Raw genomic sequence first — 25,029 nt, 5'->3', positions numbered from 1 at the left:
ACTTTCGTGAGGCGGTTCGGTGTTGCTGAACCGCGCTCAAGTGATGCTTATTTGTTCAACACGTCAGGCCGCTCAGTCGAGCATGCTGATCGCGGTCGGTGCGTCTTCGCGCTTCGCGGCCAGTTCTTCGAACTCGTTGATCGCGTCGATCTCGGTGCCCATCGAAATGTTGGTCACACGCTCGAGGATCACTTCGACGATCACCGGTACGTTGAACTCGGAGAGCATCGACTGCGCCTTCAGCAGCGCGGGCTTCAGTTCTTCCGGCTTGAACACGCGGATCGCCTTGCAACCCAGGCCTTCCGCCACCGCGACGTGATCCACGCCGTAGCCGTTCATTTCCGGCGCGTTGATGTTCTCGAAGCCGAGCTGCACGCAGAAGTCCATGTCGAACGCGCGCTGGGCCTGGCGGATCAGGCCGAGGTACGAGTTGTTCACCACCACATGCACATACGGCAGCTTGAATTGCGCGCCGGCTGCCAGTTCTTCGATCATGAACTGGAAGTCGTAGTCGCCCGAGAGCGCCACGATCGAACGTTGCGGGTCGGCCGCACGCACGCCGAGCGCTGCCGGAATCGTCCAGCCGAGCGGGCCCGCCTGGCCGCAGTTGATCCAGTTGCGCGCCTTGTAGACATGCAGGAACTGCGCGCCGGCGATCTGCGAGAGACCGATCGTGCTCACGTAGCACGTGTCGCGGCCGAACACCTGGTTCATCTCTTCGTAGACGCGCTGCGGCTTCATCGGCACGTTGTCGAAGTGCGTCTTGCGCAGCATCGTCTTCTTGCGTTGCTGGCAGTCGGCGACCCATGCGCCGCGGTCCTTCAGCTTGCCCGCGGCCTTCCATTCCTGCGCCACTTCGACGAACAGTTCGAGCGCGGCCTTGGCGTCCGACACGATGCCCAGATCCGGGCCGAACACGCGGCCGATCTGCGTCGGTTCGATATCGACGTGCACGAACTTGCGGCCCTTCGTATACACCTCGACGCTGCCCGTGTGACGGTTCGCCCAGCGGTTGCCGATGCCGAGCACGAAGTCGGAGGCGAGCATCGTCGCATTGCCGTAGCGGTGCGAGGTTTGCAGGCCGACCATGCCGGCCATCAACGGATGGTCGTCGGGAATCGCACCCCACGACATCAGCGTCGGGATCACCGGCACGCCGACGGTTTCAGCGAACGTGACGAGCAGGTCTTCAGCGGCTGCGTTCAGCACGCCGCCACCCGAGACGATCAACGGCTTGTCCGAGTTGTTCAGCAGCGTGAGCGCGGCTTCGATCTGTTTGCGCGTCGCTTTCGGCTTGTAGACCGGCAGCGGTTCGTACGTGTCGATGTCGAATTCGATTTCGGCGAGCTGCACGTCGATCGGCAGATCGACCAGCACCGGACCCGGACGGCCCGAGCGCATCAGGTGGAAAGCCTGTTGGAACACGCGCGGCACCAGCGCCGGTTCACGCACGGTGACGGCCCACTTGGTGACGGGCTTGGCGATCGATTCGATATCGACGGCCTGGAAGTCTTCCTTGTACAGACGCGCGCGGGGCGCCTGGCCCGTGATGGCGAGAATAGGAATGGAGTCAGCCTGAGCCGAATACAAACCGGTGATCATGTCGGTGCCGGCGGGGCCCGACGTGCCGATACACACGCCGATGTTGCCCGGTTGGGCGCGCGTATAGCCTTCGGCCATATGCGACGCGCCTTCGACGTGGCGGGCCAGCACGTGGCTGATGTTGCCTGCCTTGCGCATGGCCGAGTAGAACGGGTTGATCGCTGCGCCCGGAACGCCGAATGCGGTGTCGATGCCTTCTTTTTCGAGCACCAGCACGGCTGCGTCGACGGCTCTCATCTTGGCCATGAATGTCTCCTGAATGTCTGGGAATGGGCGAATTAAACGTGTTGAGTGCACTTTAGGCTTGACGTAAAGGTTTGATAAGATCAGTCCGGGTCGCTTATTTCGAAACAAAAAGTATGGAATGGCCCGCAGCCTGGCGCCCGGCCAGTTGGAGACAAAAATGGACCGCTTCAAACAGATCGAAACCTTCGTGCGCGTCGCGGACGCGGGCAGCCTGGCGGCCGCCGCGCTGGAGGAGGGCGTGTCGCCGGTGATTCTCGGCCGCCGCATCGACGCGCTGGAAAAGCGCCTCGGCGTCAAACTGATGTACCGGTCGACGCGCCGGCTGGTGGTCAGCGAAGACGGTGCCGCGTTTCTGGAGCGCTGCCGGGGCCTGCTGACCGAGTGGGATCAGGCGGAAAACGAACTGAGCGCCGGGCGGCGCGCCGTGAACGGCCATCTGATCGTGTCGGCGCCGGCCGCGTTCGGGCGCAAGCACGTCGCGCCGCTCGCGCCGACGTTTCTCGCCGACAAGCCGGAATTGCAGGTGTCGTTCAATCTGACCGACCGGGTGGTGGATCTGGTGCGCGAGGGCTACGACCTGTCGATCCGCATCGGCGGCGCGGTCGATCCGAATTTCGTGGCGGTCAAGCTGGCGTCGAACCGGCGCGTGGTGTGCGGCACGCCGGAGTATTTTCGCCAGCACGGCAGGCCGAAAACACTCGAAGACCTGCCGCAGCACAACTGTCTCGCGTTCAATCTGCAAGGCGGACAGAACCGCGGCTGGTACTTCCGCCGCAACGGCAAGCTGGCGACGGTGCGGGTGGGCGGCACGCTCGACTGCAACGACGGCGAGCTGCTGCACCGCTGGGTGTCGGAAGGGCTCGGGCTCGGCTGGCGCTCCACGTGGGAGATCCAGCAGCAACTGGCGCGCGGCGAGCTGGAAACCGTACTCGACGAATTCGCGCTGCCCGACTACGACATTCTCGCGGTCTATCCGCAGCAGCGGTATGTGCCGGCCAAGGTGCGGTACTTCATCGATTATCTGAAAGAGGTGTACGCCAGCGAGGATTACTGGAACCGCCCGGCTTACTGACAGGCGGGGCGCGCGGCGGCCCGGTCGGATTTTTGGCGGATTTCGTTCGGCGGCGGGAATAAACTTCGCAAATGCCCGGTTATGCGCTGTAGAGAGTGTCACGACGAGCTCCATCGCATAGCCCGCAATGCCCTGGAGGGCCGAGGTGGTCCAGACCGATTCAGAACCTGTCCGCGCGCACGGCGAGTCCGAAGCAGCGAGGAGCCGGCGCTTTCAGCAGATGGCGCTGCCGCACCTCGATGCCGCGTATAACCTTGCGCGCTGGTTGTGCGGTAACGCCAGCGATGCCGACGATGTCGTGCAGGAAGCCTTCATGCGCGCGTTTCGCTTCTTCGACACCTTTCGCGGCGATTCGGCGCGGCCGTGGCTGCTGGCGATCGTGCGCCGCACCTGGTACACGGAATGGCGACGGCGGGCTTCGTCGCACGAAACGGTCGAGTTCGACGACACCATGGACGACGCCACCTTCGACGGCTGGAGCGTGGGCGGCGCCGACCCGCAAGCGCTCCTGATCCGCGACGAGGACTCGAAGCTCGTGCACGAGGCGCTCGCGCAGTTGCCGGTCGAATATCGGGAAGTGCTGATGCTGCGGGAGCTGGAGGAGATGGGCTACAAGGAGATCGCGGCGGTGGCCGACGTGCCGATCGGCACGGTGATGTCCCGGCTCGCGCGGGGGCGTCGCAAGCTTGCCGCGCTGCTCATGGAGAAACAGGGGGGCGCAGTGGCGTCGCACAGGTCGTCGACGTGCGCGGGGCCCGGCCCAGGTAAATCGGCCACGGCGAGCGTGACCCCATTGCGGGCGTCCGCCAACGGCCGGCCACTCAACACGCCAGGCGGCAGCGCCGCCGGCAACGCTCAGGAGACGCCAGATGGACTGTAACGAAGCGCGGCCGCTCCTCGACGCGAACGCCGATCACGAATTACCCGCGCCGGATGCCCTGCGCGTCCAGCAGCATATCGAGAGCTGCGCCGGCTGCCGGCGCGAAAGCGAGAACCTGCGGGCCTTGAGTGGCGCGGTGCGCGCGGCGCCCTATCATCGTGCGCCGCAGTCGCTGCGTGAGCGGATCGTCGCCGGGTTGCCGCCCGTCGAGGAACCGGTTGCGGCGGCGGAGGTGCCGGTTGCCAACGTCAAGACGCCGCCGCGCGAGCGTGCGCGGCGGGGCTGGCTTGATCGCTGGCTGGACGGCTGGCGCGCGCCGCAAGGCGGATTTGGCTGGCCGACGGGCGCGGGCGGCTCGGTTGGCTCAGGCGGCGTGTTTGCGCGCGGCTGGCTGACGGCGCTGGTCGTCGCGTTGTGCGCGGTCGCGGCGGGCGTGGCGTTGAACCTGCGCCGGCCGGCGGACTTCGGGCCGTTCGCCGACGAACTGGTGGAAAGCCACGTGCGCGCGCAGGTGTCGGGGCGCGACATCGACGTGATTTCGACGGACCGGCATACGGTCAAGCCGTGGTTCAATGGCCGGCTCGACTATTCGCCGCCGGTCGAGGATCTGGCGGCGAACGGCTTCGCGCTGGAAGGCGGGCGTCTGGACTACCTCGCGCATCAGCGGGTGGCCGTGCTGGTGTACCGCTACCAGAAGCACGTGATCGACGTGTACGTCTTTCCGCAGACCGGTTCCGGCGGTACAGGCCGAGACACCGGCGGCGCGGTGCCCGCGACGCTCGGTCGGGAAGGCTACTCGATCGCGCACTGGAACGCGGAAGGCATGACCTGGTGGGCGATCTCGGACGCCGCGCCCGACGCGCTGAAGGGGCTGGAAGTGGCGTTGAAGGCGCGGCTGCAAAGCGGCAGCGAGCGCACGGAAGCGGGCTCGTAGACTGCAAACGGCGGCTTGGCGGCCTGGGCGGGCCGCCTGGCCCGGGCGGCTGCTCTTGCTTAACGCGAAAAGGCTGACCGCCCGTTTCAGCCTGCCCGGCACGAAATGCCGCATCCGGCTTCGCGGCGCCACCGCCTAAACCCTTGAAAACACACCCGATTCACGCGCCGCAATAACGGGATATCTTGCAACCCGGCCCCATTCGGGTTACACTCTTTGGCTTCTCACTTGCCACACCGGTTCCGACGCCCGGGTGGCTTTAATCCACAAGGAGTGTGTATGCGTCATTATGAAATCGTCTTTATCGTGCATCCCGATCAGAGCGAGCAAGTGCCCGCCATGATCGAGCGTTACAAGAGCACGATCACGTCGCACGGTGGTCAGATCCACCGTATCGAAGACTGGGGCCGTCGCCAACTGGCCTACATGATCGAGAAACTCGCGAAGGCTCACTACGTCTGCATGAACATCGAATGCGACCAAACCACGCTCGACGAGCTGGAACACGCATTCAAGTTCAACGACGCCGTTCTGCGTCACCTGATCGTCAAGATGAAGAAGGCCGAAACCGGCCCGTCGCCGATGATGAAGGAAGTGCAGCGCGAAGAAGCCAAGAAGTCGGCTGCTACGCAACCGTCCGAAGCGCAGGCTTAAGACACACTATTTAAGCTACCAGATTCAGCGTCGTTCTCGCCAAAGGCTACATGAACCGGCTGCAACTCACGGCCAGCGTCGTCGAACGCGAACCGGTGCGGTACACCCCCGCCGGCGTTCCGATTGCAGGCTGCACGTTGCACCACCGCACGGAAGTCGTCGAAGCCGGCATCGCCCGGCAAGTCGAACTGACCATGCAGGCAGTAGCCGCAGGCGAGGCGAGCGGTAAGCTGGAAAGCTGTCAGATGGGCGTAGAAACGCTCTTCACAGGCTTTCTGGCGAAAAAGCATCGCAACGCAAGAACTCTGGTATTTCACATCACAGCATTGCAGGACATTGGAAAGGACTGAACATGCCCCGCCCGACTGGTAAGAAATTCGACAAGCGTCGTCAGCAACAAAATCCGCTCTTCAAGCGCAAGAAGTTCTGCCGTTTCACGGCCGCTGGCGTCGATCACATCGACTACAAGGACCTCGAAACGCTGAAGGACTTCATCGGCGAAAACGGCAAGATCACGCCGGCGCGTCTCACGGGTACGAAGTCGCACTATCAACGCCAGCTGGACACGGCAATCAAGCGCGCACGTTTCCTCGCGCTGGTGCCGTACACCGACCAGCACAAGGCCTAACCCGACGACGCGATAAGGAGTCTCCGAATGCAAATTATTCTTCTGGAAAAAGTCGTCAATCTGGGCAACCTGGGCGATATCGTGAAGGTCAAGGACGGTTACGCACGTAACTTCCTGATCCCGAACAAGCAAGCTCGCCGTGCAACGAAGGAAGCCCTGGCTGAATTCGAAGTGCGCCGTGCAGAACTCGAAAAAGTCGCCGCTGAAAAGCTGGCTGCGGCTCAAGCTCAAGGCGAAAAGCTGGGCGGCTCGACGGTTCAGATCAATCAGAAGGCTGGCGTCGACGGCCGTCTGTTCGGTTCGGTGACGAACGCGGACATCGCTGAAGCTCTGGTCAAGCAAGGCTTCGCAGTGGAAAAGGCGCAAGTGCGTCTGCCGGAAGGCCCGCTGAAGATGGTTGGCGAACACGCAGTTCAAATTTCGCTGCACACCGACGTTCTGGTCGATGTGACGGTGGCTGTGATCGGCGAGCACGTCTAAGTCGACCGCGTCTAAGCCGACCGCGTCTAAGCATCAAATAGCATCTGCCAGGAGGTTGCTGGCAAAAGGCAGGGGCCGGGGAACCGGCCCCTGTTTTTTTTGTGCCCGTTTTTTTGTTTTTCCCGCTCGCCGCAGCCGCCCGCGCGCCCCCGATTTGCCCGATAATCCCTCTCCATGAACGCACCGTCCAAAGATCCCCAACTCGAGTCGCTGAAAGTCCCGCCGCATTCGATCGAGGCCGAGCAATCGGTGCTGGGCGGCCTGCTGCTCGACAATGCCGCGTGGGACCGCATCGCCGACTTCCTGTCGCAGAGCGATTTTTACCGCTACGACCACCGCATCATCTTCGAGCACATCGGCAAGCTGATCGCGGCCACACGCCCGGCCGACGTAATCACCGTGTACGAGGCGCTCGGCACCTCGGGCAAGGCGGAAGAGGTCGGCGGTCTCGCCTATCTGAACGCGCTGGCGCAGAACACGCCGAGCGCGGCCAACATCCGCCGCTACGCGGAAATCGTGCGCGATCGCGCGGTGTTGCGCCGGCTGGTCTCGGTTGCCGATGAAATCTCGGCCGACGCCTTCAATCCGCAGGGCAAAGAAGTCCGCCAGCTGCTGGACGAGGCCGAGTCGAAGGTGTTTTCGATCGCCGAAGACGGCGCGCGCGGCACGCAAGGCTTTCTCGAAATCGGGCCGCTGCTCACGGAAGTGGTCGAGCGGATCGACACGCTGTATCACACCGCCAATCCGAGCGACGTAACGGGCACGCCGACCGGCTTTGTCGATCTGGACCGCATGACTTCGGGCATGCACGGCGGCGAGCTGATCATCGTCGCGGGCCGCCCGTCGATGGGTAAAACGGCGTTTTCGATGAACGTCGGCGAATACGTGGCGGTCGAGTACGGCTTGCCGGTTGCGGTGTTCTCGATGGAAATGCCGGGTTCACAGCTCACCATGCGTATGCTCGGCTCGGTCGGGCGGCTGGATCAGCACCGCATGCGAACCGGGCGCCTGACTGACGAGGATTGGCCGAAGCTCACTCACGCCGTGCAGAAAATGAGCGAGGCGCAGATTTTCATCGACGAAACCGGCGGTCTGAACCCGATGGAATTGCGCTCGCGCGCGCGCCGATTGTCGCGCCAGTGCGGCAAGCTCGGGTTGATCATCATCGACTATTTGCAGCTGATGAGCGGCTCGTCGTCGGGTGAAAACCGCGCGACCGAAATCTCGGAAATCTCGCGTTCGCTGAAGAGTCTCGCCAAGGAACTCGACGTGCCGGTAATCGCCTTGTCGCAGCTCAACCGGGGTCTCGAGCAGCGTCCGAACAAGCGGCCGATCATGTCGGACTTGCGCGAATCCGGCGCTATCGAACAGGATGCCGACGTGATCCTGTTCATTTACCGCGACGAAGTGTACAACCCGGACAGTCCGGACAAAGGCACGGCCGAGATCATCATCGGTAAACAGCGGAATGGTCCGATCGGCCCCGTTCGGCTCACGTTCCATGGCCAATTCACGAAGTTCGACAACTTTGCCGGCGCGCAGAATTTCTACAGCGATTGAGCGGAGAAGTGAAGCGATAACTGGAGCGTCGTTGTAACGGCGCTTTCAAAAGTGCGGCTCGGGTCTCGCAACGGTACAATGTGGCGGTTTTATGTCAGCCATAAATGTGACCAATTTTCGGGATCCCAATGTTCGGTCGATTCATGCCCACCGAGGGCAAGTTCTTTGAAATTTTCAATGCGCACGCAACGTGCATCGTCTCTGCAAGCCGCGAACTCGAGCTGCTGATCGACAACCTGCAGGACGCCGAGACCCATAAGCAAAACGTGCAGAAAGCCGAGAAGGCCGCTGACAAGCTCACGCACGAAACCATCGACCTGCTGCACAAGACGTTCATCACGCCGCTCGACCGTGACGAGATCCACAAGCTGATCACCACGATGGACGACATCCTCGATTTGATGGAGGACGTCGCCACCGCCATTTCGCTGTACGACGTGCAGGCCGTGACCTCCGAGGCGAGCCAGTTGGCGCACATCTGCACGGCAACCTCTGAGCGCGTGCAGTTCGCCGTGAGCCTGTTGTCCGACATGAAGCAGGCGAGCCAGATCCTGAAGGCCTGCGAGGACATCGACCGTCTGGAATCGGAAGCCGACCGCGTGCTGCGCTCGGCCATGTCGAAACTGTTCCGCGAAGAAGACAACGTCAAGACCCTGATCAAGCTGAAAGCGATCTATGAATTGCTCGAAACGATCACGGACAAGTGTGAGGATGTAGCGAACATCATCGAAGGCATCGTGCTGGAAAACGCATAATGCAATCGATACAACTCGCAATCTGGGTCGTCACCGGCCTGGTCGCCGTCGCGCTGATTTTCGACTTTATGAACGGCTTCCACGACGCGGCCAATTCGATCGCCACGGTCGTCTCGACCGGCGTGCTGAAGCCGCAGCAGGCGGTGGCCTTCGCGGCGGCTTTCAACGTCATCGCGTATTTCGTGTTCCACCTGAAAGTGGCGGCGACCGTCGGCAAGGGCACGATCGACCCGAATATCGTCGACCATTACGTGATTTTCGGCGCGCTGGTCGGCGCGATCGGCTGGAACATCATCACCTGGCACTACGGCATTCCGTCCAGTTCCTCGCATGCGCTGATCGGCGGCCTGGTGGGCGCGGCGCTCGCCAAATCGGGCTGGGGCTCGCTGAATTTCGACGGCCTGATGAAGACGGTCGCCTTCATCTTCATTTCGCCGCTGCTCGGCTTCGTGCTCGGCTCGTTCTTCATGCTGGCGGTGTCGTGGATCTACTTCCGTACGCCGCCGAGCAAGGTCGACCGGCGTTTCCGGCGCTTGCAACTGGTGTCGGCGGGCTTGTACAGCCTCGGCCACGGCGGCAACGACGCGCAGAAAACCATCGGCATTATCTGGATGCTGCTGATCGCGACCGGCTATGCGTCGTCGTTTGCGGATGCGCCGCCGCTGTGGGTGATTGGCGGCTGTTATCTCTCCATGGGCGTCGGCACGCTGTTCGGCGGCTGGCGTATTGTCCGCACGATGGGCCAGAAGATCACCAAGCTCAAGCCGGTCGGCGGCTTTTGTGCGGAGACGGGTGGCGCGATCACGCTGTTTACCGCGTCATGGCTCGGCATTCCGGTGTCCACCACGCATACCATTACCGGCGCGATCGTCGGTGTCGGCGCGACGCAGAAGCTGAGCGCGGTGCGTTGGGGCGTGGCCGGCAACATCGTGTGGGCGTGGATTCTGACGATCCCGGCTTCCGCGGCGCTCTCCGGCGCTGCATGGTGGCTCGGCCACCGCTTCCTGTAAGCGCGCGGCGGCGCTGGCCGCCGCGTTATCACACTCGGGGTTCGAAGCGCGCCGTCTAGATCAGCGGCGCGCTGCCTCCATCCATCGGGACGATTGCGCCCGTCACATAGCTCGCGCGGCGGCTCGCCAGAAACAGCGCGACGTCAGCGATTTCCTCCGGTTTGGCATAGCGTCCGAGCGGCACTTTGGCCTGCCCGCGCGCGAGCGCTTCCGCGCTCTCGATGCCTTGCTGCGTCGCTTCGAGCTTGACCGCTTCCTCGACACGCTCGGTCAGCGTCGCGCCGGGGTTGATCGCGTTGATGCGGATGCCGTAGCGCGCGTAATAGTGGGCGAGACCGACGGTCGCGAGCATCAGCGCGGCGTTCGCGGCGCCGCCTGCAATATGGATGTCGCTCGCGATCTTGCCGCCCATGCCGATGATGTTGACGATCGTGCCGGGCTCGCCGCCGTTGCTTGATTTGGCGCGCTCGGCCATGCGGCGCAGCACTTCCTGCTGGGGATAGATGTAGGGGAAGTATTTCGCTTCCATGGTGGCGCGGAACGCGTCGGCATCGAGCGTTTCCGGGTCGTAGCGGCGCGCGGCGCCGGCGCTGTTGATCAGTATGTCGATCGGGCCGACCGCGGTGCTGACTTCCTCGACGATATCGGCGGCGCTGTGCGGTTCGTGCAGATCGGCGCGGGTCCGGTGCACGTGCAGGCCTTCCTGCTTCAACTGCTCGTAAGCGCGCGCGAGGTTCGCGGGATCGCGCGAGACGATCGCGACTTTCGCGCCTTCGAGCGCAAACGCGCGGGCGCAGGCGAACCCGATTCCCTTGCTGCCGCCCGTGATCAACACCACCTTGTCTTTAAGCCCGAGATCCATCGTCATCACCCGCTGTCGAAAGAATATCGATGACGATAGCAGATCGGCGGGGTCGTTGTGGCGTGCGGGGCGATGGCGACGCGCATGATGGCGCGCAAGTTGGCGCGGCTGAGCCCCGCGTGGCGGCGTCAGTAGTTGCCGTTGGCGAAGCGGGCGATCGGATCGTCGTTGGTTTGCGTGGGGGCCGGCATGCCGCGCGAGGCCGTCGACGCGCGCATGATCTGCACGCTGCCATTCTCATCGGCTTGCTGCGCTTGTCGAGCCTGGCGCGCGGCGACGGACGCGGGCGGCGGTGGCTCGAACGCGTCGGCGGCGGCATCGATTGGATCGGGCGCGCGGGCGGCTGCCGTTTGCGGAGCGGTGTGTGAAGCCGTCGGCTGTTGTTGAGCGGGCGCGCCGGCGTCGTACGCGCTGGCTTGGGCCGCCTGAACCGGCGTCGGCGATACGGCGCCCGCCGCGCGCGCCTGCATCTGCGCTGCGCTCATTCCGGGCGGTGGTGGTTCGAACGGATCGGCTTGGGGCGTGGCCGCGGTCGTTGTCGGTTGCGCCTCAGTGGTCAACGGCGCGCGCGGCGTCGCCGCGACGCGGGCTGTCTGCTGCGATTGCGATTGGGGTTGCAGCGCGCCTGCGGCATAAACCGGCTGCTGTGTGGCTGTCTTCGCCGACGTCGGCGCCACGGCCGCCGCCGTACCCGCATAAGCCGGCGCCGTCTGCGCCACAGGCGCGACGCGCTCAGGCTGGGGCGCCGCCGCCTGATAACTCGGCGTATCGAACGGCGCCGGCGTCGCAGCCGGTCCGGCCACGCGACGAATCCCGTCAAAACGCTTGGCCCAATACGGATTGGTCAGATAGTCGAGCCGCACCGTGCCACCGGTCGACGGCGCGTTGACGAAGCGCAGCTTGCCCACATAAATGCCGACGTGCGAATGCGCGCGCCCCGTCGTGTTGAAGAAAATCAGATCGCCCGGGGCGATCCCGTCCGGTTCGATCGATTCGCCGCGCCCGCTCATGTCCGCCGTCGTGCGAGGCAGATTCACCGACGCCGCGCGCAAGACGACATAGCGAACCAATCCGCTGCAATCGAAGCCGCTGTCCGGCGTATTGCCGCCCCAACGGTATGGAATGCCGACGAGGCTCATCGCCTGAATCGAGATTTCCTCGCGGCCGATGCTGTGGTCGACGAAATTCGGGAAGCCGGGCGGCGGAGCATGATAAGCGCCGTTCGCCACTACAACCGAGCCGCCCGAGCGCGACGACGTTTTCTGCGGCGCGCCGGCGCAGGCGGCGAGCAGAAAAACGGTCAACAGCGAAAAGGCGAGTCGGCGCATGAAGACGAGGAGAGCGGTAAACGCCCGTTTAACGGCGAACGATGTCGGGATGGTAGCCCTTGGAACCTCGCTCCGGCAAGAATTCTTGACAAATTACATGAAGTTCGTGCGCTAAGTGTTGCCCGGCAAGAACGCACAGTCAAGAAAAAAGCCGCGTCCGGAATACTCCGGAGGCGGCTTCTGGTTAAAGCTAACTAACTGAAACTTAAAGAATTTCCGACGCGTAGTCGGCAAGGCGCGAGCGCTCGCCGCGCGCCAGTGTCACATGCCCGCTGTGCGCCCAACCCTTGAAGCGATCGACCACGTACGTCAAACCCGAACTGCCTTCCGTCAGATAAGGCGTATCGATCTGCGCGATGTTACCCAGACAGATGATTTTCGTGCCCGGACCCGCGCGCGTGACCAGCGTCTTCATCTGCTTAGGCGTCAGATTCTGCGCCTCGTCGATGATCAGATACTTGTCCACGAACGTGCGGCCACGCATGAAGTTCATGCTTTTGACCTTCAGGCGGGAGCGGATCAGCTCCTGAGTCGCGGCGCGGCCCCATTCGCCGGCTGCGTCGTCAGTCTTTTGCAGGACTTCGAGGTTGTCGTCGAATGCGCCCATCCACGGCTGCATTTTTTCCTCTTCCGTACCTGGCAGGAAACCGATGTCTTCACCGACCGGCACCGTCGCGCGCGTCACGATGATCTCGTTGTAGCGCTTGTCGTCCAGCACCTGCGCGAGACCGGCGGCGAGCGCGACCAGCGTCTTGCCGGTACCGGCCTGACCCAGCAGCGTGACGAAGTCGATCTCCGGATTCATCAACAGGTTCAGCGCGAAATTCTGCTCGCGGTTGCGCGCCGTGATGCCCCACACGTTGTTCTTGTGGTGGCCGTAGTCGCGCAAGGTTTGCAGCAGCGCCGTCTTGCCGTTCAGCTCGCGCACCAGCGCGTGAAACGCCGGCTCGCCGTTCTGCGGCTCGAGATAGACGAACTCGTTGACCAGCATCGAGGCGCACAGCGGACCCGTCACACGGTAGTACGTCGTACCGGTCTTGGTGTCCTGCCAGCTCTCCATGCCCTTTGCGTGCTTGGTCCAGAAATCCTGCGGCAGCGCGCGGATGCCGGAATACAGCAGATCGCTGTCTTCGAGCACCTGGTCGTTGAAGTAGTCTTCAGCGGGCAGGCCGAGCGCATGCGCCTTGATGCGCATGTTGATGTCTTTCGACACCAGCACGACCTGACGATCCATCCGGTCGCGCTGCAATGCACGCACCACGCCGAGGATCTGATTGTCGGCCTTGCCTTCCGGCAGACCTTCCACCGGCTCGATGGCGGTCAGCTTGGTCTGGAAGTACAGACGCCCGGACGCCTCGCGGCTGCCCAGACGCGCGAGCGAAATGCCGTCGGACATGTTGCCGGCGTTCGCCACCAGCGCGTCCAATGTGCGACTCACCTGACGGGCGTTGCGCGCGACTTCCGACATGCCCTTCTTGTGGTTGTCGAGTTCTTCCAACGTCATCATCGGCAGATAGACGTCGTGTTCCTCGAAACGGAACAGGCAGCTCGGATCGTGCATCAGCACGTTCGTGTCGAGCACGAAGAGCTTCTGGACTTCGGCCGGCTGGGTGCCGGTGCCGCGTTTCTTGCTGGTGCCGCGCGTGCTCGGGGCGACGGCTGCGGGTGTGCTGGCTTCGGCCTGCTTCGCGCTCGGCGTGCGGGCGACGACCGGCTGCGCAGCAGGCTCGGCTTGCGGACGGGTAGCGGGAACCGGTTGCAGCAGGGCGGCGGTCTGCTTCGATTTGCGGCCGGGCGCCGTTGCGCTGCGCGCCGGAGCGGCTTGCCCGGCGGACGCAGCAGGAGCGGCCGACGATGCCGGCACCGGCCGCAAGGTGGTCGCGGCATTGGCGGCGTGCGCCATCGGCGTGGCGACGTTCGCGCGGCCGTAGTCGGCCGACTCTGCGGATTCCCCGTCGGCAGCCTGTTTCTTCGCGGCGGAGCGCGCCGGGCTGGCGGCTTTGGCCTTGTATTCGTCAGGCGGCAGGAGATTGCCGAGCTTGCTGGGGGGGGTAGGCAAAGGCATGGTTTCCCTCGAATTAATCGGGTCACATATCGTGCGCCGCCTGTCGCATTCTGCCGGTGCCACTGAGTGCGCACGCAGATTGCGCCCGGAGGCGCGCATTCGGTCTAGAGATGCCGGTTCGCCTGGTCTTCGATCGGCTCCTTAACGGAAGCGCGTGGCCGAGTGAACGAACGGCTGCGCGCAATTAAAAAAGCCGCCGCCCCGGCGTACGGGGCAAGCGGCTCGCCTACAGTGCTCGCGTTGCACCTCACGACTCCGACGGAACCCAGGAAACGGGAAGCGGCCGTCAAGTCTGGCGCAGCGGCAAAAAATTGGGGTGTACAGGCACTCATTGCAACCCAATATAACGCGCCTCAAAGCGCTTGTACAGCCTCCAGAATATCGTCGACGTGGCCGGGCACTTTCACACCGCGCCACTCCTGGCGCAGCACGCCTTCGCCGTCGATGAGGAACGTGGAGCGTTCAATTCCCCGTACTTCTTTGCCATACATTTTCTTCATTTTGATGACGCTAAAGAGCGCGCACAGCGATTCTTCAGGATCCGAGATCAGCGGGAAGGGCAATTCGAGCTTTGCCTTGAAGTTGTCATGCGAGCGCAGGCTGTCGCGCGACACGCCGAGGATTTCCGCGCCGGCTTTCTTGAACTTCGGATACAGATCGCGGAACTGCAGACCTTCGGTCGTGCAGCCCGGCGTGTTGTCCTTCGGATAAAAGTACAGCACCACCTTCTTGCCCCGCAGCTTGGACAGCGTGATCTCGCCACCGGTAGCAGGGGCGGTGAAGTCGGGGATGGGTTGGTCGACTGCAATGGGCACGAGGTTCTCCGGTTGTGATGGCCTGCGCCGGATGAGTGCGGCGGCGTCGGCCTGGCATCGAGACTTGGGGGTGGGGCAGCCGGCGCGCGGCATGCTCTCGCGCGGCGGACGGATCGTCAGGGCCGGCTGCACGTTGATCAGTCAGGGCTGGACAATCAACTCGCCGGAGCGCCCTGGAATTTCGCCCCATGTAACAGGGTACGATGGCAGCGTGCTGCGGTCTAGCGTGGCGTAGTAATCGCCCATCGTCGCGAAGGTGTGGCCTTGCGCGCGCCAGCCTTCCAGAAGCTGCTCGAAGATCGGCGCGAGCTTTTGCCCTTCGAGTTCCGCATGCAGCGTGTACACCTGATCGTGGGGATTGTTTTCGGTGTGCTTCAACATCCATGCGGCGACGTTGTGCGCTTCGACACCGTCCACGCCGAGTACTTCGTCGAGCGTGGGCAGCGTGGTGGGCATCTGCACATGCGTGAGCGTGCGGCCGTCGACCACCGGCAGATACGGCGAGTGGCCGCGTCCGTCGGACGCGTAGTGCATGCCCCACGCGTCGATCTGTTCGAACGCATGGCCGTTCATCTGCCAGCCCGCCGCGCCGTGCGTGGTCGGCGGCGCGCCGAACACCTCGACGAAACGGTCGTGGCTTTGCTGCATCTGCGCCGTGGTCCATGCGCGATCTTTCGAGCGCACGTTGTCCTGCCAGTAGACGTGATCCCACGTATGAATGCCGCATTCAAAGCCGGCTTCGTGGATCGCGCGCATCTCCGCCGAGGCCTTGGCGCCGATGTCCGGACCGGGCAGCAGCACGCCGTACATCAGCTGCTTGACACCGTAGTGTTCGACCACCGAGGTACGCGAGACCTTTTTCAGAAAGCCGGGGCGCAACACGCGGCGCATTGCCCAACCGGTGTGGTCGGGCCCGAGGCTGAAGAGGAAGGTGGCGCGCGCCTTGAAGCGGTCGAAGATACGTGCGAGGTTCGGCACGCCCTCGCGGGTGCCGCGCAGCGTGTCGACGTCGATCTTCAGGACGATACGTGCCAAGGATCAGCCCTTATTGCTGTTCGACGAGCGCGCGCGCTTCGCCGACGTGGCCGCGATACGCTTCGAAAATCTTGCGCAGCGCTTCGTCGAAGGTCGACTTCGGCGCCCAGCCGAGTTCCTGCATCGTGTTGTCGATCTTCGGCACACGGTTCTGCACGTCCTGATAGCCCGCGCCGTAGTAAGCGCCCGACGACGTTTCGATCAGTTGCACCTGCTTGGCCGTGTCCGCGTACTCCGGGAATTCGGCGGCGAGCGTCAGCATCTTGTGCGCGAGTTCGCGCACCGAGAAATTGTTGGTCGGGTTGCCGATGTTGTAGATCTTGCCCGTGGCGATGCCGTCCTTGTTCTCGATGATCTTCATCAGCGCGCCGATGCCGTCGTCGATATCCGTGAACGCACGCTTTTGCGCGCCGCCGTCGACGAGGCTGATGTTCTCGCCGCGCACGATATGGCCGAGGAACTGCGTGACCACGCGCGAGCTGCCTTCCTTCGGCGTGTAGATCGAGTCGAGGCCCGGTCCGATCCAGTTGAACGGACGGAACAGCGTGAAGTTCAGGCCTTCCATGCCGTAACCCCAGATCACGCGGTCCATCAACTGCTTGGAGCACGCGTAGATCCAGCGCGGCTTGTTGATCGGGCCGTACGACAGTTGCGATTCTTCCGGATCGAACTGCTCGTCCGTGCACATGCCGTAGACCTCGGACGTGGACGGAAACACGAGGTGCTTGCCGTATTTGACGGCCGAACGCACGATCGGCAGGTTCGCCTCGAAGTCGAGTTCGAACACGCGCAGCGGCTGCTTGACGTACGTGGCGGGCGTGGCGATCGCGACCAGCGGCAGGATCACATCGCACTTCTTGACGTGATATTCGACCCACTCCTTGTTGATCGTGATGTCGCCTTCGAAGAAGTGCATCCGCTCATGATTGATCAGATCGCCCAGACGCTCGGTCTGCATGTCCATGCCGAAGACTTCCCAATCGGTCGTTTCGAGAATGCGTTTGGACAGGTGATGGCCGATGAAGCCATTCACACCCAGAATCAGGACTTTTTTCATGAGTAACGGGGGGTTTGGATGAGCTGGGCAAATTCGGCCGGAGTGACGACAGTCTCGCTGCCGTCGTGCTGGTGCCGCAATTCGTGGATGGCGATCGCGCGGCCGTCGCCGCATATCGCGAAAACGGCATTATCGCTTACGTGCAGGCCCGGGGGCAAATCCGAGCGAAGCGCGCCGGGCGCGGCGAGGCGGGCGCGCGTCACGACGAAACGCTGTTCTCCGATATCCGTGAAAGCGCCGGGATAGGGCGGCGCCACCGCGCGGATCAGGTTGTAGACCTGCTGCGCCGATTGTGTCCAGTCGATGCGGCCGTCTTCCGGCTTGCGTCCGCCGTAGTAGCTGCCGTGCGCGATGTCGTTCGGCAGATGCGGCGCCTCGCCCGCCAGCAGGGACGGCAGCACGCGCCACAGCGTTTGCTCCGCGGCCACGGTGACCTTGTCGAACACTTGTGCGGCGGTGTCGTCGGGCAGGATCGGCACCGGCGTTTGCGCGAGAATCGCGCCCGCGTCGGGCTTGGCGGCCATTTCGTGCAGCGTCGCGCCGGTTTCCGTTTCGCCGTGAATCACCGCCCAGTTGGTCGGCACGCGGCCGCGGTATTTCGGCAGCAGCGAGCCGTGCATGTTGTAAGCGCCCCGTGCGGCGAGCGCCAGCACGTCGACCGGCAGCATGTGGCGGTAGTAGAACGAGAAGATGAAGTCCGGGCGCGCGGCGCTTACCGCGGCGCGCAGCTCGGGGCTCTTCGGGTCGTTCGGCGTCAAGACCGGAATGCCGTGCTCGGCCGCGACGGAGGCGACGCTGCCGAACCAGATGTTTTCGGTCGGGCTGTCTTCGTGCGTGACGACGAGCGCCACGTCCACGCCGCGCGCGAGCAGCACCTGCAGGCAGCGCACGCCGACGTTGTGATACGCGAATACGACAGCGCGTGGCTTCATGGATTCGGGCCCTGATCGAGGAGCGGCGCGGCCTGCACGGCCTGCACGACGGTCTGGCGCGGCGCTTCGGTCACGGTCGTGCCGTCGCGCTGTTCGAGAATGGTCTGCACGAGGTAGCGTGGACGCGCACGCACTTGCTGATAGATCCGGCCGATATATTCGCCGAGCAGGCCGAGCGCGAAGATGATTACGCCGAGCAGGAAGAACGTGATAGCGAACAGCGTGAACACACCTTGCACTTCCGCGCCGATGATGAAGCGTCGAATCAGCAGCAGCACGAACAGTGCCGCGGACCCGAGCGACAGGATCACGCCGATGAACGACAGCCATTGCAGCGGCACGACCGAGAAGCCGGTGACGAGGTCGAAGTTCAGGCGGATCAGCGAATACAGCGAGTACTTCGATTCGCCGGCGAAACGCTCTTCGTGCGCGACTTCGATTTCCACCGGATTCTGCGCGAAGGTGTACGCGAGCGCCGGAATGAACGTGTTGATTTCACCGCAGCGATTGATCGTGTCGATGATGTGCCGGCTGTACGCGCGCAGCATGCAGCCCTGGTCGGTCATCTTGATGCGGGTGATGCGCTCGCGCAGCCGGTTCATCGCGCGCGAAGCCTTGCGGCGCCACAGGCTGTCCTGGCGTTGCAGGCGAATCGTGCCGACGTAGTCGTAGCCTTCGCGCATCTTGTTGACCAGCTTGCCGATTTCTTCCGGCGGATTCTGCAGGTCGGCGTCGAGTGTGATGACGATCTCGCCGCGCGATTGCTCGAAGCCCGCCAGAATCGCCATGTGCTGGCCGTAGTTGCCGTTCAGCAGAATCACGCGCGTCGTGTCGGGACGCGCGCGAAACTGTTCGGCGAGCAGGGCGGCGGATTTGTCGCGGCTGCCGTCGTTGATGAAGATCACTTCATAACCGGTGCCGAGCGCGTCGAGCGCCGGATACAGGCGCGCGAACAGCGCAGCCAGACCGGCTTCCTCGTTGTACACCGGGATGATGACCGACACTTCCGGTGCGGCAGCGCGATGTTCCGAATAAATCATTTCCGCTTATTTTCCGTATTGTTCGCAAATTTCATTGACCGCGCGGCACACGCGCTCCACGTCGCCTTCGTTCATCAACGTGAAGAGCGGCAGCGTGACGTTGGTCGCGCCGAACCGCTCCGCATGCGGGAACATGCCTTCCTTGAAGCCGCGCGCGCGGTACAGCGAGAACAGGTGGATCGCCGGGTAGTGCACGCCCGAACCGATGCCGCGCTCCTTCAACTGACCCATGAAGCCGGCGCGGTCGATCGACAGTTTCTCGAGCGGCAGCGTGATCTGGAACATGTGCCAGTTGCTGTTTTCAAGGTCAGCAAGTGGCAGGCCGACCCCCAGTTTTGACGCCGCGCCACCTTCCAAGCCCGCGAAATACGCGCGGACCAGTTTCCTGCGCTGCGCGAGGAAACGCTTCAGATGCGGCAACTGGCCGAGGCCGACGCGCGCGGCGACATCCGTCAGGTTGTATTTGCCGCCGAGCACGTCGCAGTCCATGCCGTCGAAGCCGGTGCGCGTGATGCCCTGCAGGCGGTATTTCTGCGCGAGGATCGCTTCTTCCTCGTTGTTCAGCACCAGCGCGCCGCCTTCGATCGAGGTCAGGTTCTTGTTCGCATGGAAGCTGAACGAGACCATGTCGCCCAGCTTGCCGATGCGCTCGCCTTTCCACGTCGAGCCGAACGCCTGCGCGGCGTCTTCGATCACGCGCAGCTTGTGGGCGCGGGCGATCTCGTACAGACGATCCATGTCGACCGGCAGGCCCGACAGATACACCGGAAGCAGCGCCTTGGTGCGCGGCGTGATGGCTTTTTCGAGCAGGTCGAGGTCGATATTGCGCGTGGCCGGGTCGATATCGACGAACACCGGCGTCGCGCCGACTTCATAGATCACGTTGCTGGTCGAAACCCACGACGCCGGTGTCGTGATGACTTCGTCGCCTTCGCCCACGCCGGCGATGCGCAGGCCGATCTCCAGCGTCGCCGTGCCCGAATTGAACGTGCGCACCGGACGGCCGCCGCAGAACTCGGAGAGCGCCGCTTCGAATTTCTGGTTCTGCGGGCCGGTGGTGATCCAGCCGGAGCGCAGCACGTCGGCGACGCCCTGAATCGTTTCCTCATCGATCTCGGGTTTGACAAATGGCAAGAACGGGACTGTTGACTGGCTCATGAATGCTTCGCTCGATTGAAAGGGCGCAACCCGAAGGGCGCGAAGTAAACCACACACTGAGCGCAAATTGTGCGCAAATCCAGGCCGCGGCAAAAAAGGGCGCAACCGCACAGCATACCGTGGTCAACCTTACGGATTCCTTAGCCGGTTGGGTTGCCCGCTTACGGTTTCTTTTGCCGTCTGCATCTTCCCAGTCGGCGCTGGCGATAAACAGTAATAAATTGTGTCCGGCACACCGTTGCCCAGGACCGCGGCATCTAGCTGCGCGCCAGCACCAGCACGCCGATCAGGATGATGCCGATACCGATCAGCTTCTGTACCGACAGCACTTCGCCGAACAGGTACCACGCCGCGAACGCATTGACGACGTAGCCGAGCGACAGCATCGGATAGGCGATCGACACGTCCACCCGCGACAGCCCGATGATCCACACCGCCACGCTGATCACATAACAGGCCAGCCCGCCGATGATCGGCGGCTGGGTTGCCAGGCGAAAGGCGATGGGCAGGATGTTCGCACGGGTGAATTCGAAGTGTCCAACGGCATTCGTACCGGCTTTGAGCAGCAACTGCGCACCGGCGTTCAACGTGACGCCTGCAAGAATGCAAAAGAGGGAAATCGGGTTCATCGAACGGTCAGATCCTGATATGGGGTCATTGTTGTGATTTTTCTACTGACGCGGGTGCCGATGCGTCGGTTGCCGGCGCGCCGGGCGCGGCCAGCGGCTTTTCCACCACCACGCGGCGCGAGTCACGGGCGATCACCTGCATCGGCAGGCCTTCCTTGAGGAGCCGGTCGTAGGTCGGCGGCGGGAGCAGTGCGAGCGCGTAGCGGTCGGCCTTCCAGCGCTCGATCCAGGCATCGATGGTCGGAATCCATTTCTGCGGCTCGACGGACACGCCGAACGCCAGTTCGTCCGGATGCTCGACCATGATCATGGCGTGGTCGACATAGAACGGCATCGTGTGATCGAGCACGCCTACCGAGTAGAACGGCGTATCCGCCGGCAACTTCGCGATCTCCGCCTTGATGGCGGGCGCGAGCGGCGCGCCGGAACTCAGGCGGCCGAACACGTCGTGACCCGTGCCGGCGATGGTGCCGAGCAGCAGCCACGCCGCCCCGAAGGTGGCGACGGCGCCGAGGCTGCCGGCCCGGCTGCGGCGGTTCAGCCACAGCGCGGCCAGCGTCAGCACGAAGGCGACCGCGAGCGCCGTCAGCACCCACGTGCGGTACTCCGCGTACAGTTCGGCCGGATTGCGGGCGCTGCCGAAGCGCGACATGAACAACGCGGCAAACGCGGCGACTACGAGAAAAAGTGCATAGCCGGCGAGATGGCGGCGCAGTTGTTCGCGCGTGACGAGCGGCAGGTACATGCCGATCAGCAGCGCGATCGGCGGCGCGATCGGCAGCGTGTAGGACAGCAGCTTCGAATGCGACGCGCTGAAGAACAGGAAGATGAAGACGGTCCACGTCAGCATCAGCGTGACCGGCGCGAAGCCGTTCGGCTGGCGCGGCAGGCGCCACGCGTGGCGCACGCTTTGCAGCGTCACCGAGAGCCACGGCAGGAAGCCGACGATCATCACCGGCACGAAGTAGTAGAACGGCCCCGGACGGTTCTGCTCGGGCGTCAGATAGCGCTTGAACTGCTGAACGATGAAGAAGAAGTTCAGGAATTCCGGGTTGCGCTGCTGCACCAGCACGAACCACGGCGTGACGATCGCGAAGAACACGATCAGGCCACCGATCAGATGCAGGCGCTTCCACACGGCCCAGTCGCGCGCGATCACCGTGTACAGCACGAGCACCGCACCCGGCAGGATCACGCCGACGAGTCCCTTGGAGAGCACCGCCAGCGCCATCGAGCCCCAGCACACCCACATCCAGCCGCGCACGCAGCCGGTCGGCAGGTTGGGCCGCTGCGCGAGCAGCAGCGCGCACAGCGTCAGCTCCATCCAGAAGGACAGGCCCATGTCGAGCGTGTTGAAGTGGCCCATCAGGTTCCAGTAGGGCGAAGTCGCCAGCACGATCGCCGCGAACACGCCGGTCGCCGCGTTGAACACGCGCGCGCCGGTGAAGCCGACCAGCAGCACGCCGGCAAAGCCCGTCAGCGCCGTGTAGAGCCGCGCCTGCCATTCGCCGATGCCGAACCACGCGAACGTGAGTGCGTTCGCCCAGGTTTGCAGCGGCGGCTTTTCGAAATACTTGTAGCCGTTGTAGCGCGGCGTGATCCAGTCGCCGGTCGTGAACATCTCGCGCGCCATTTCGGCGTAGCGGCCTTCGTCGCTCGGCAAGAGGTGGCGCCAGCCGAGCGGCACGAACCAGATCACGGCAAGGGCCAGCACCAGCAGCAAAATCGTGGTGCGGTTGAGCGGTAGCCTGGACGGCGTATCGTTCATGGATTTCAACCTTTGTGGCGACGCCGCGCGGGCGGCGAAGCGGTGTTGTTCGGAAATGGCGACCGGTCAGGCGGGCGGTCGCCCGCGAGGCGGCCGGTGCCTGGCGGGACGGCCATCCTCGGGGCGCGCGTGCATGAGACCGTCCGCGTGGCGTTCTGGTTGCGTGGCGACTCGCCGCTAGCCTCGACGGCGGCGCTTGCTTCACCTTCCGTCGACAGAGGTCGCTGCCGACGCGCGCGGCCATGCTCAGACTGGCGGTCCGGCAATCAATGGCGCGCAGTGTACGTTATCGGCCGTGACGCGGCCAGGGCGCGCGCTTCAGTGCGGTGGCGCGAACGCCCCGGACAAGTTGCACAGCAGCCCGCGCGCGCGTTGCAACCGACACGCTCCGGGTGCGGCAGCGCGACCACGGCTCTAGGCTTCGATCAGCAGCGCGGCCGCGACCTTGCGGCCCTCGGCCATCAGAATGTTGTACGTGCGGCAGGCGGCCTTGAAGTCCATCGTTTCGACGCCGATGCGCTTTGCGGTGAGCGCGGCGGTCAGGCGCGGATGCGGAAAGCGCAGCCGTTCGCCGCTGCCGAACACCACCACTTCGGGCGCGGAGTCGACCAGCATGGCGAAGTGCTCGGCACTGAGCTGCTCGAAAGAGGAGACGGGCCAAGGGATGACCGGCGCGTCCGGCAGCACGAGAATGCTGCCCGAATGGCGCACCAGATTGATTTCGACGTAGTCGGCGCCGTAGCCGGTGACGGTGTTGAGGGCGCCGCTCGAATCCTGATGTAATTTCAAATTGGTTTTCCGAAGTCGTCGTGAGACATCATGCGTGTGGGCGGCCTGACCGGGTTGAGCCGAGGCAGGGCGATTCGACGCGAGTGGGACACGCGCATGGGGCACAAACTGGCACAAACGGGGCACAAACGGGTCACAAGCGGGTCACAAGCGGCCGAAAAGGCTTGCCGTTGCGGTTGGTGCATTGCGGAAGTCGGCCAAAATCCGCTAAATTATAACTTTTTAGCCGCCTTGCGGCGCCCCTCGCTCATGCGCCGCCACAAGCCGCGCTGAGTTCACGGGTGCGGCCCACCGGCTACCCGCCTGGTTTTGCCCGCTTTCGGCCGCTTTTCGTCTGCTTTGTCTGTGTGTGTTCTGCTCGCTGCCGTACCGGTGCAATCCGCCGCTGGCGCGCCTGAGGAACGCACGTCTGTTCGCCCAAGCCATCAACCAGGATGAAGTGCCCGCCGTGAAACCGATTCTCAAATCCAACAAGTTGTTGAATGTCTGTTATGACATTCGCGGGCCCGTCCTCGAACACGCGAAGCGGCTCGAAGAAGAGGGCCATCGCATCATCAAGCTGAACATCGGCAATCTCGCGCCGTTCGGCTTCGACGCGCCGGACGAAATCATTCAGGACATGATCCTGAATCTGCCGGGTTCGTCGGGTTACTCCGATTCCAAGGGTGTGTTCGCCGCGCGCAAGGCGATCATGCATTACACGCAGCAAAAGGGCGTGCACGGGGTCGAACTGGACGACATCTACATCGGCAACGGCGCGTCCGAGCTGATCGTGATGGCGCTGCAGGGTCTGCTCAACGACGGCGACGAAGTGCTGCTGCCCGCGCCCGATTACCCGCTGTGGACCGCCGGCGTGAGCCTGTCGGGCGGCACGCCGGTGCACTACATCTGCGACGAATCGAATAGCTGGATGCCCGACCTCGACGACATTCGCGCGAAGATCACGCCGAACACGCGCGCGCTCGTGGTCATCAACCCGAACAATCCGACCGGCGCACTGTATTCGGACGAACTGCTGCTCGGCCTGATCGAGATTGCCCGCCAGCACGGCCTCGTAATCTTCGCCGACGAGGTCTACGACAAGATCGTCTACGACGGCAAGAAGCACACGTCCATGGCGGCGCTCTCCGAAGACGTGCTCACGGTCACCTTCAACAGTCTGTCGAAGAGCTACCGTTCGTGCGGTTATCGCGCCGGCTGGATGTTCATCTCCGGCCTGACCGCCGGCGAGAACCGCCGTCACGCCAAAGACTACTTCGAAGGGCTCGGCATTCTGGCGTCCATGCGCCTGTGCCCGAACGTGCCCGGCCAGTACGCGATCCAGACCGCGCTCGGCGGCTATCAGAGCATCAACGACCTGATCGTGCCGACCGGGCGCCTGTACAAACAGCGCGAACTCGCGTATGACATGTTGACGGCCATCCCGGGTGTGAGTTGCGTGAAGCCCGAAGCGGCGCTGTACATGTTCCCGCGTCTGGACCCGAAGATTTATCCGATTCAGGACGACCAGCAGTTCATCCTCGACCTTCTGCTGGAAGAGCGCGTGCTGCTCGTGCAGGGCACGGGCTTTAACTGGAAAACGCCAGATCACTTCCGCGTCGTGTTCCTGCCGAACGTGGACGATCTCGCGGATTCCATCAACCGGATCGCGCGCTTCCTCGACGGTTACCGCAAGCGTCACTCTGCCTAGCGCACAATAGGGCGTACGACGCGACTCCCATCGCGTCGCG

General features: G+C 63.5%; 24 protein-coding genes. 11 read left to right on the top strand and 13 right to left on the bottom strand.

The features are described from left to right. Positions 1-72 precede the first annotated feature (72 nt). Entirely contained in the window at positions 73-1,848 is a 1,776-nt protein-coding gene (gcl, locus tag P0D96_RS10065; RefSeq protein ID WP_408175603.1) for a glyoxylate carboligase, read from the bottom strand. Between the two features lie 157 nt (positions 1,849-2,005). Here gcl and P0D96_RS10060 point away from each other — a divergent pair, with 157 nt between their 5' ends. The 10 genes from P0D96_RS10060 (at position 2,006) to P0D96_RS10015 (ending at position 9,821) form a co-directional block, all read left to right on the top strand. Continuing rightward, entirely contained in the window at positions 2,006-2,920 is a 915-nt protein-coding gene (locus P0D96_RS10060; RefSeq protein ID WP_408175602.1) for a LysR family transcriptional regulator, read from the top strand. Positions 2,921-3,065: 145 nt separating this feature from the next. Continuing rightward, a complete protein-coding gene (locus P0D96_RS10055) occupies positions 3,066-3,800 on the top strand; it encodes an RNA polymerase sigma factor (protein WP_408175600.1) in 735 nt (244 codons plus the stop codon). Next, positions 3,790-4,734 (top strand): zf-HC2 domain-containing protein, encoded by a 945-nt coding sequence (locus tag P0D96_RS10050; RefSeq protein ID WP_408175599.1) that lies wholly within the window; start codon positions 3,790-3,792, stop codon positions 4,732-4,734. The genes P0D96_RS10055 and P0D96_RS10050 overlap by 11 nt, the downstream gene beginning before the upstream one ends. Positions 4,735-5,013: 279 nt before the next feature. Then, positions 5,014-5,388 (top strand): 30S ribosomal protein S6, encoded by a 375-nt coding sequence (gene rpsF / locus P0D96_RS10045; RefSeq protein ID WP_006048823.1) that lies wholly within the window; start codon positions 5,014-5,016, stop codon positions 5,386-5,388. A 50-nt stretch (positions 5,389-5,438) separates the two neighbouring features. After that, a complete protein-coding gene (gene priB / locus P0D96_RS10040) occupies positions 5,439-5,738 on the top strand; it encodes a primosomal replication protein N (protein WP_007182110.1) in 300 nt (99 codons plus the stop codon). A 2-nt stretch (positions 5,739-5,740) separates the two neighbouring features. Then, the gene (gene rpsR / locus P0D96_RS10035; protein WP_007182109.1) at positions 5,741-6,016 is read left to right on the top strand and encodes a 30S ribosomal protein S18; all 276 of its coding nucleotides are present in this window, start codon (positions 5,741-5,743) and stop codon (positions 6,014-6,016) included. 27 nt (positions 6,017-6,043) lie between these two features. Next, positions 6,044-6,496, top strand: coding sequence for a 50S ribosomal protein L9 (gene rplI / locus P0D96_RS10030; protein WP_132374835.1), 453 nt, complete (start codon positions 6,044-6,046; stop codon positions 6,494-6,496). A 174-nt stretch (positions 6,497-6,670) separates the two neighbouring features. Continuing rightward, positions 6,671-8,056, top strand: coding sequence for a replicative DNA helicase (locus P0D96_RS10025; RefSeq protein ID WP_064269887.1), 1,386 nt, complete (start codon positions 6,671-6,673; stop codon positions 8,054-8,056). Between the two features lie 128 nt (positions 8,057-8,184). Continuing rightward, positions 8,185-8,811: a DUF47 domain-containing protein gene (locus tag P0D96_RS10020; RefSeq protein WP_012432805.1), complete on the top strand. Its 627-nt coding sequence runs from the start codon at positions 8,185-8,187 to the stop codon at positions 8,809-8,811. Beyond that, positions 8,811-9,821 carry an inorganic phosphate transporter gene (locus P0D96_RS10015; protein WP_132374806.1) on the top strand — a complete coding sequence of 337 codons (1,011 nt, stop codon included), beginning with the start codon at positions 8,811-8,813 and terminating at the stop codon, positions 9,819-9,821. Before P0D96_RS10020 ends, P0D96_RS10015 begins: the two co-directional genes overlap by 1 nt. A gap of 55 nt (positions 9,822-9,876) precedes the next feature. Here the strand turns inward: P0D96_RS10015 and P0D96_RS10010 are convergent, their stop codons facing one another. The 12 genes from P0D96_RS10010 to P0D96_RS09955 all read right to left on the bottom strand — a co-directional run bounded on the left by P0D96_RS10010 (position 9,877) and on the right by P0D96_RS09955 (position 23,299). Further along, positions 9,877-10,683 carry an SDR family oxidoreductase gene (locus P0D96_RS10010; RefSeq protein ID WP_408288156.1) on the bottom strand — a complete coding sequence of 269 codons (807 nt, stop codon included), beginning with the start codon at positions 10,681-10,683 and terminating at the stop codon, positions 9,877-9,879. Positions 10,684-10,811: 128 nt separating this feature from the next. Further along, on the bottom strand, positions 10,812-12,011 hold the full coding sequence (locus tag P0D96_RS10005) for an NlpC/P60 family protein (RefSeq protein ID WP_408313243.1): 1,200 nt from the start codon (positions 12,009-12,011) through the stop codon (positions 10,812-10,814). 205 nt (positions 12,012-12,216) lie between these two features. Beyond that, a complete protein-coding gene (locus P0D96_RS10000) occupies positions 12,217-14,076 on the bottom strand; it encodes a PhoH family protein (RefSeq protein ID WP_132374804.1) in 1,860 nt (619 codons plus the stop codon). Positions 14,077-14,429: 353 nt separating this feature from the next. Further along, positions 14,430-14,891, bottom strand: a complete 462-nt coding sequence (locus P0D96_RS09995; protein WP_132374803.1) for a peroxiredoxin — start codon at positions 14,889-14,891, stop codon at positions 14,430-14,432. A gap of 141 nt (positions 14,892-15,032) precedes the next feature. Beyond that, complete coding sequence (locus tag P0D96_RS09990) at positions 15,033-15,926, bottom strand: polysaccharide deacetylase family protein (RefSeq protein WP_408175595.1); 894 nt, start codon at positions 15,924-15,926, stop codon at positions 15,033-15,035. Between the two features lie 10 nt (positions 15,927-15,936). Next, a complete protein-coding gene (locus P0D96_RS09985; protein WP_132374801.1) occupies positions 15,937-16,983 on the bottom strand; it encodes a bifunctional UDP-4-keto-pentose/UDP-xylose synthase in 1,047 nt (348 codons plus the stop codon). Beyond that, a complete protein-coding gene (locus tag P0D96_RS09980; RefSeq protein ID WP_408313240.1) occupies positions 16,980-17,915 on the bottom strand; it encodes a formyltransferase in 936 nt (311 codons plus the stop codon). Before P0D96_RS09980 ends, P0D96_RS09985 begins: the two co-directional genes overlap by 4 nt. Further along, positions 17,912-18,955 (bottom strand): glycosyltransferase, encoded by a 1,044-nt coding sequence (locus P0D96_RS09975; RefSeq protein ID WP_132374799.1) that lies wholly within the window; start codon positions 18,953-18,955, stop codon positions 17,912-17,914. The genes P0D96_RS09980 and P0D96_RS09975 overlap by 4 nt, the downstream gene beginning before the upstream one ends. 6 nt (positions 18,956-18,961) lie before the next feature. Further along, complete coding sequence (locus P0D96_RS09970; RefSeq protein ID WP_408175592.1) at positions 18,962-20,113, bottom strand: DegT/DnrJ/EryC1/StrS family aminotransferase; 1,152 nt, start codon at positions 20,111-20,113, stop codon at positions 18,962-18,964. Between the two features lie 257 nt (positions 20,114-20,370). Continuing rightward, positions 20,371-20,742, bottom strand: coding sequence for an SMR family transporter (locus P0D96_RS09965; protein ID WP_132374797.1), 372 nt, complete (start codon positions 20,740-20,742; stop codon positions 20,371-20,373). Positions 20,743-20,767: 25 nt separating this feature from the next. Beyond that, positions 20,768-22,510: a glycosyltransferase family 39 protein gene (locus tag P0D96_RS09960; protein ID WP_408313237.1), complete on the bottom strand. Its 1,743-nt coding sequence runs from the start codon at positions 22,508-22,510 to the stop codon at positions 20,768-20,770. 414 nt (positions 22,511-22,924) lie between these two features. Then, positions 22,925-23,299, bottom strand: coding sequence for an Mth938-like domain-containing protein (locus tag P0D96_RS09955; RefSeq protein WP_408247224.1), 375 nt, complete (start codon positions 23,297-23,299; stop codon positions 22,925-22,927). 439 nt (positions 23,300-23,738) lie between these two features. On the opposite strand from P0D96_RS09955, the gene P0D96_RS09950 reads away from it, so the two are divergent. Next, complete coding sequence (locus tag P0D96_RS09950; protein WP_408175796.1) at positions 23,739-24,989, top strand: pyridoxal phosphate-dependent aminotransferase; 1,251 nt, start codon at positions 23,739-23,741, stop codon at positions 24,987-24,989. Positions 24,990-25,029 lie beyond the last annotated feature (40 nt).

This window comes from Paraburkholderia sp. RL17-347-BIC-D, from assembly GCF_046027915.1.
Lineage (GTDB): Bacteria > Pseudomonadota > Gammaproteobacteria > Burkholderiales > Burkholderiaceae > Paraburkholderia.
This window is presented reverse-complemented; position numbering and strand designations above follow the sequence as displayed.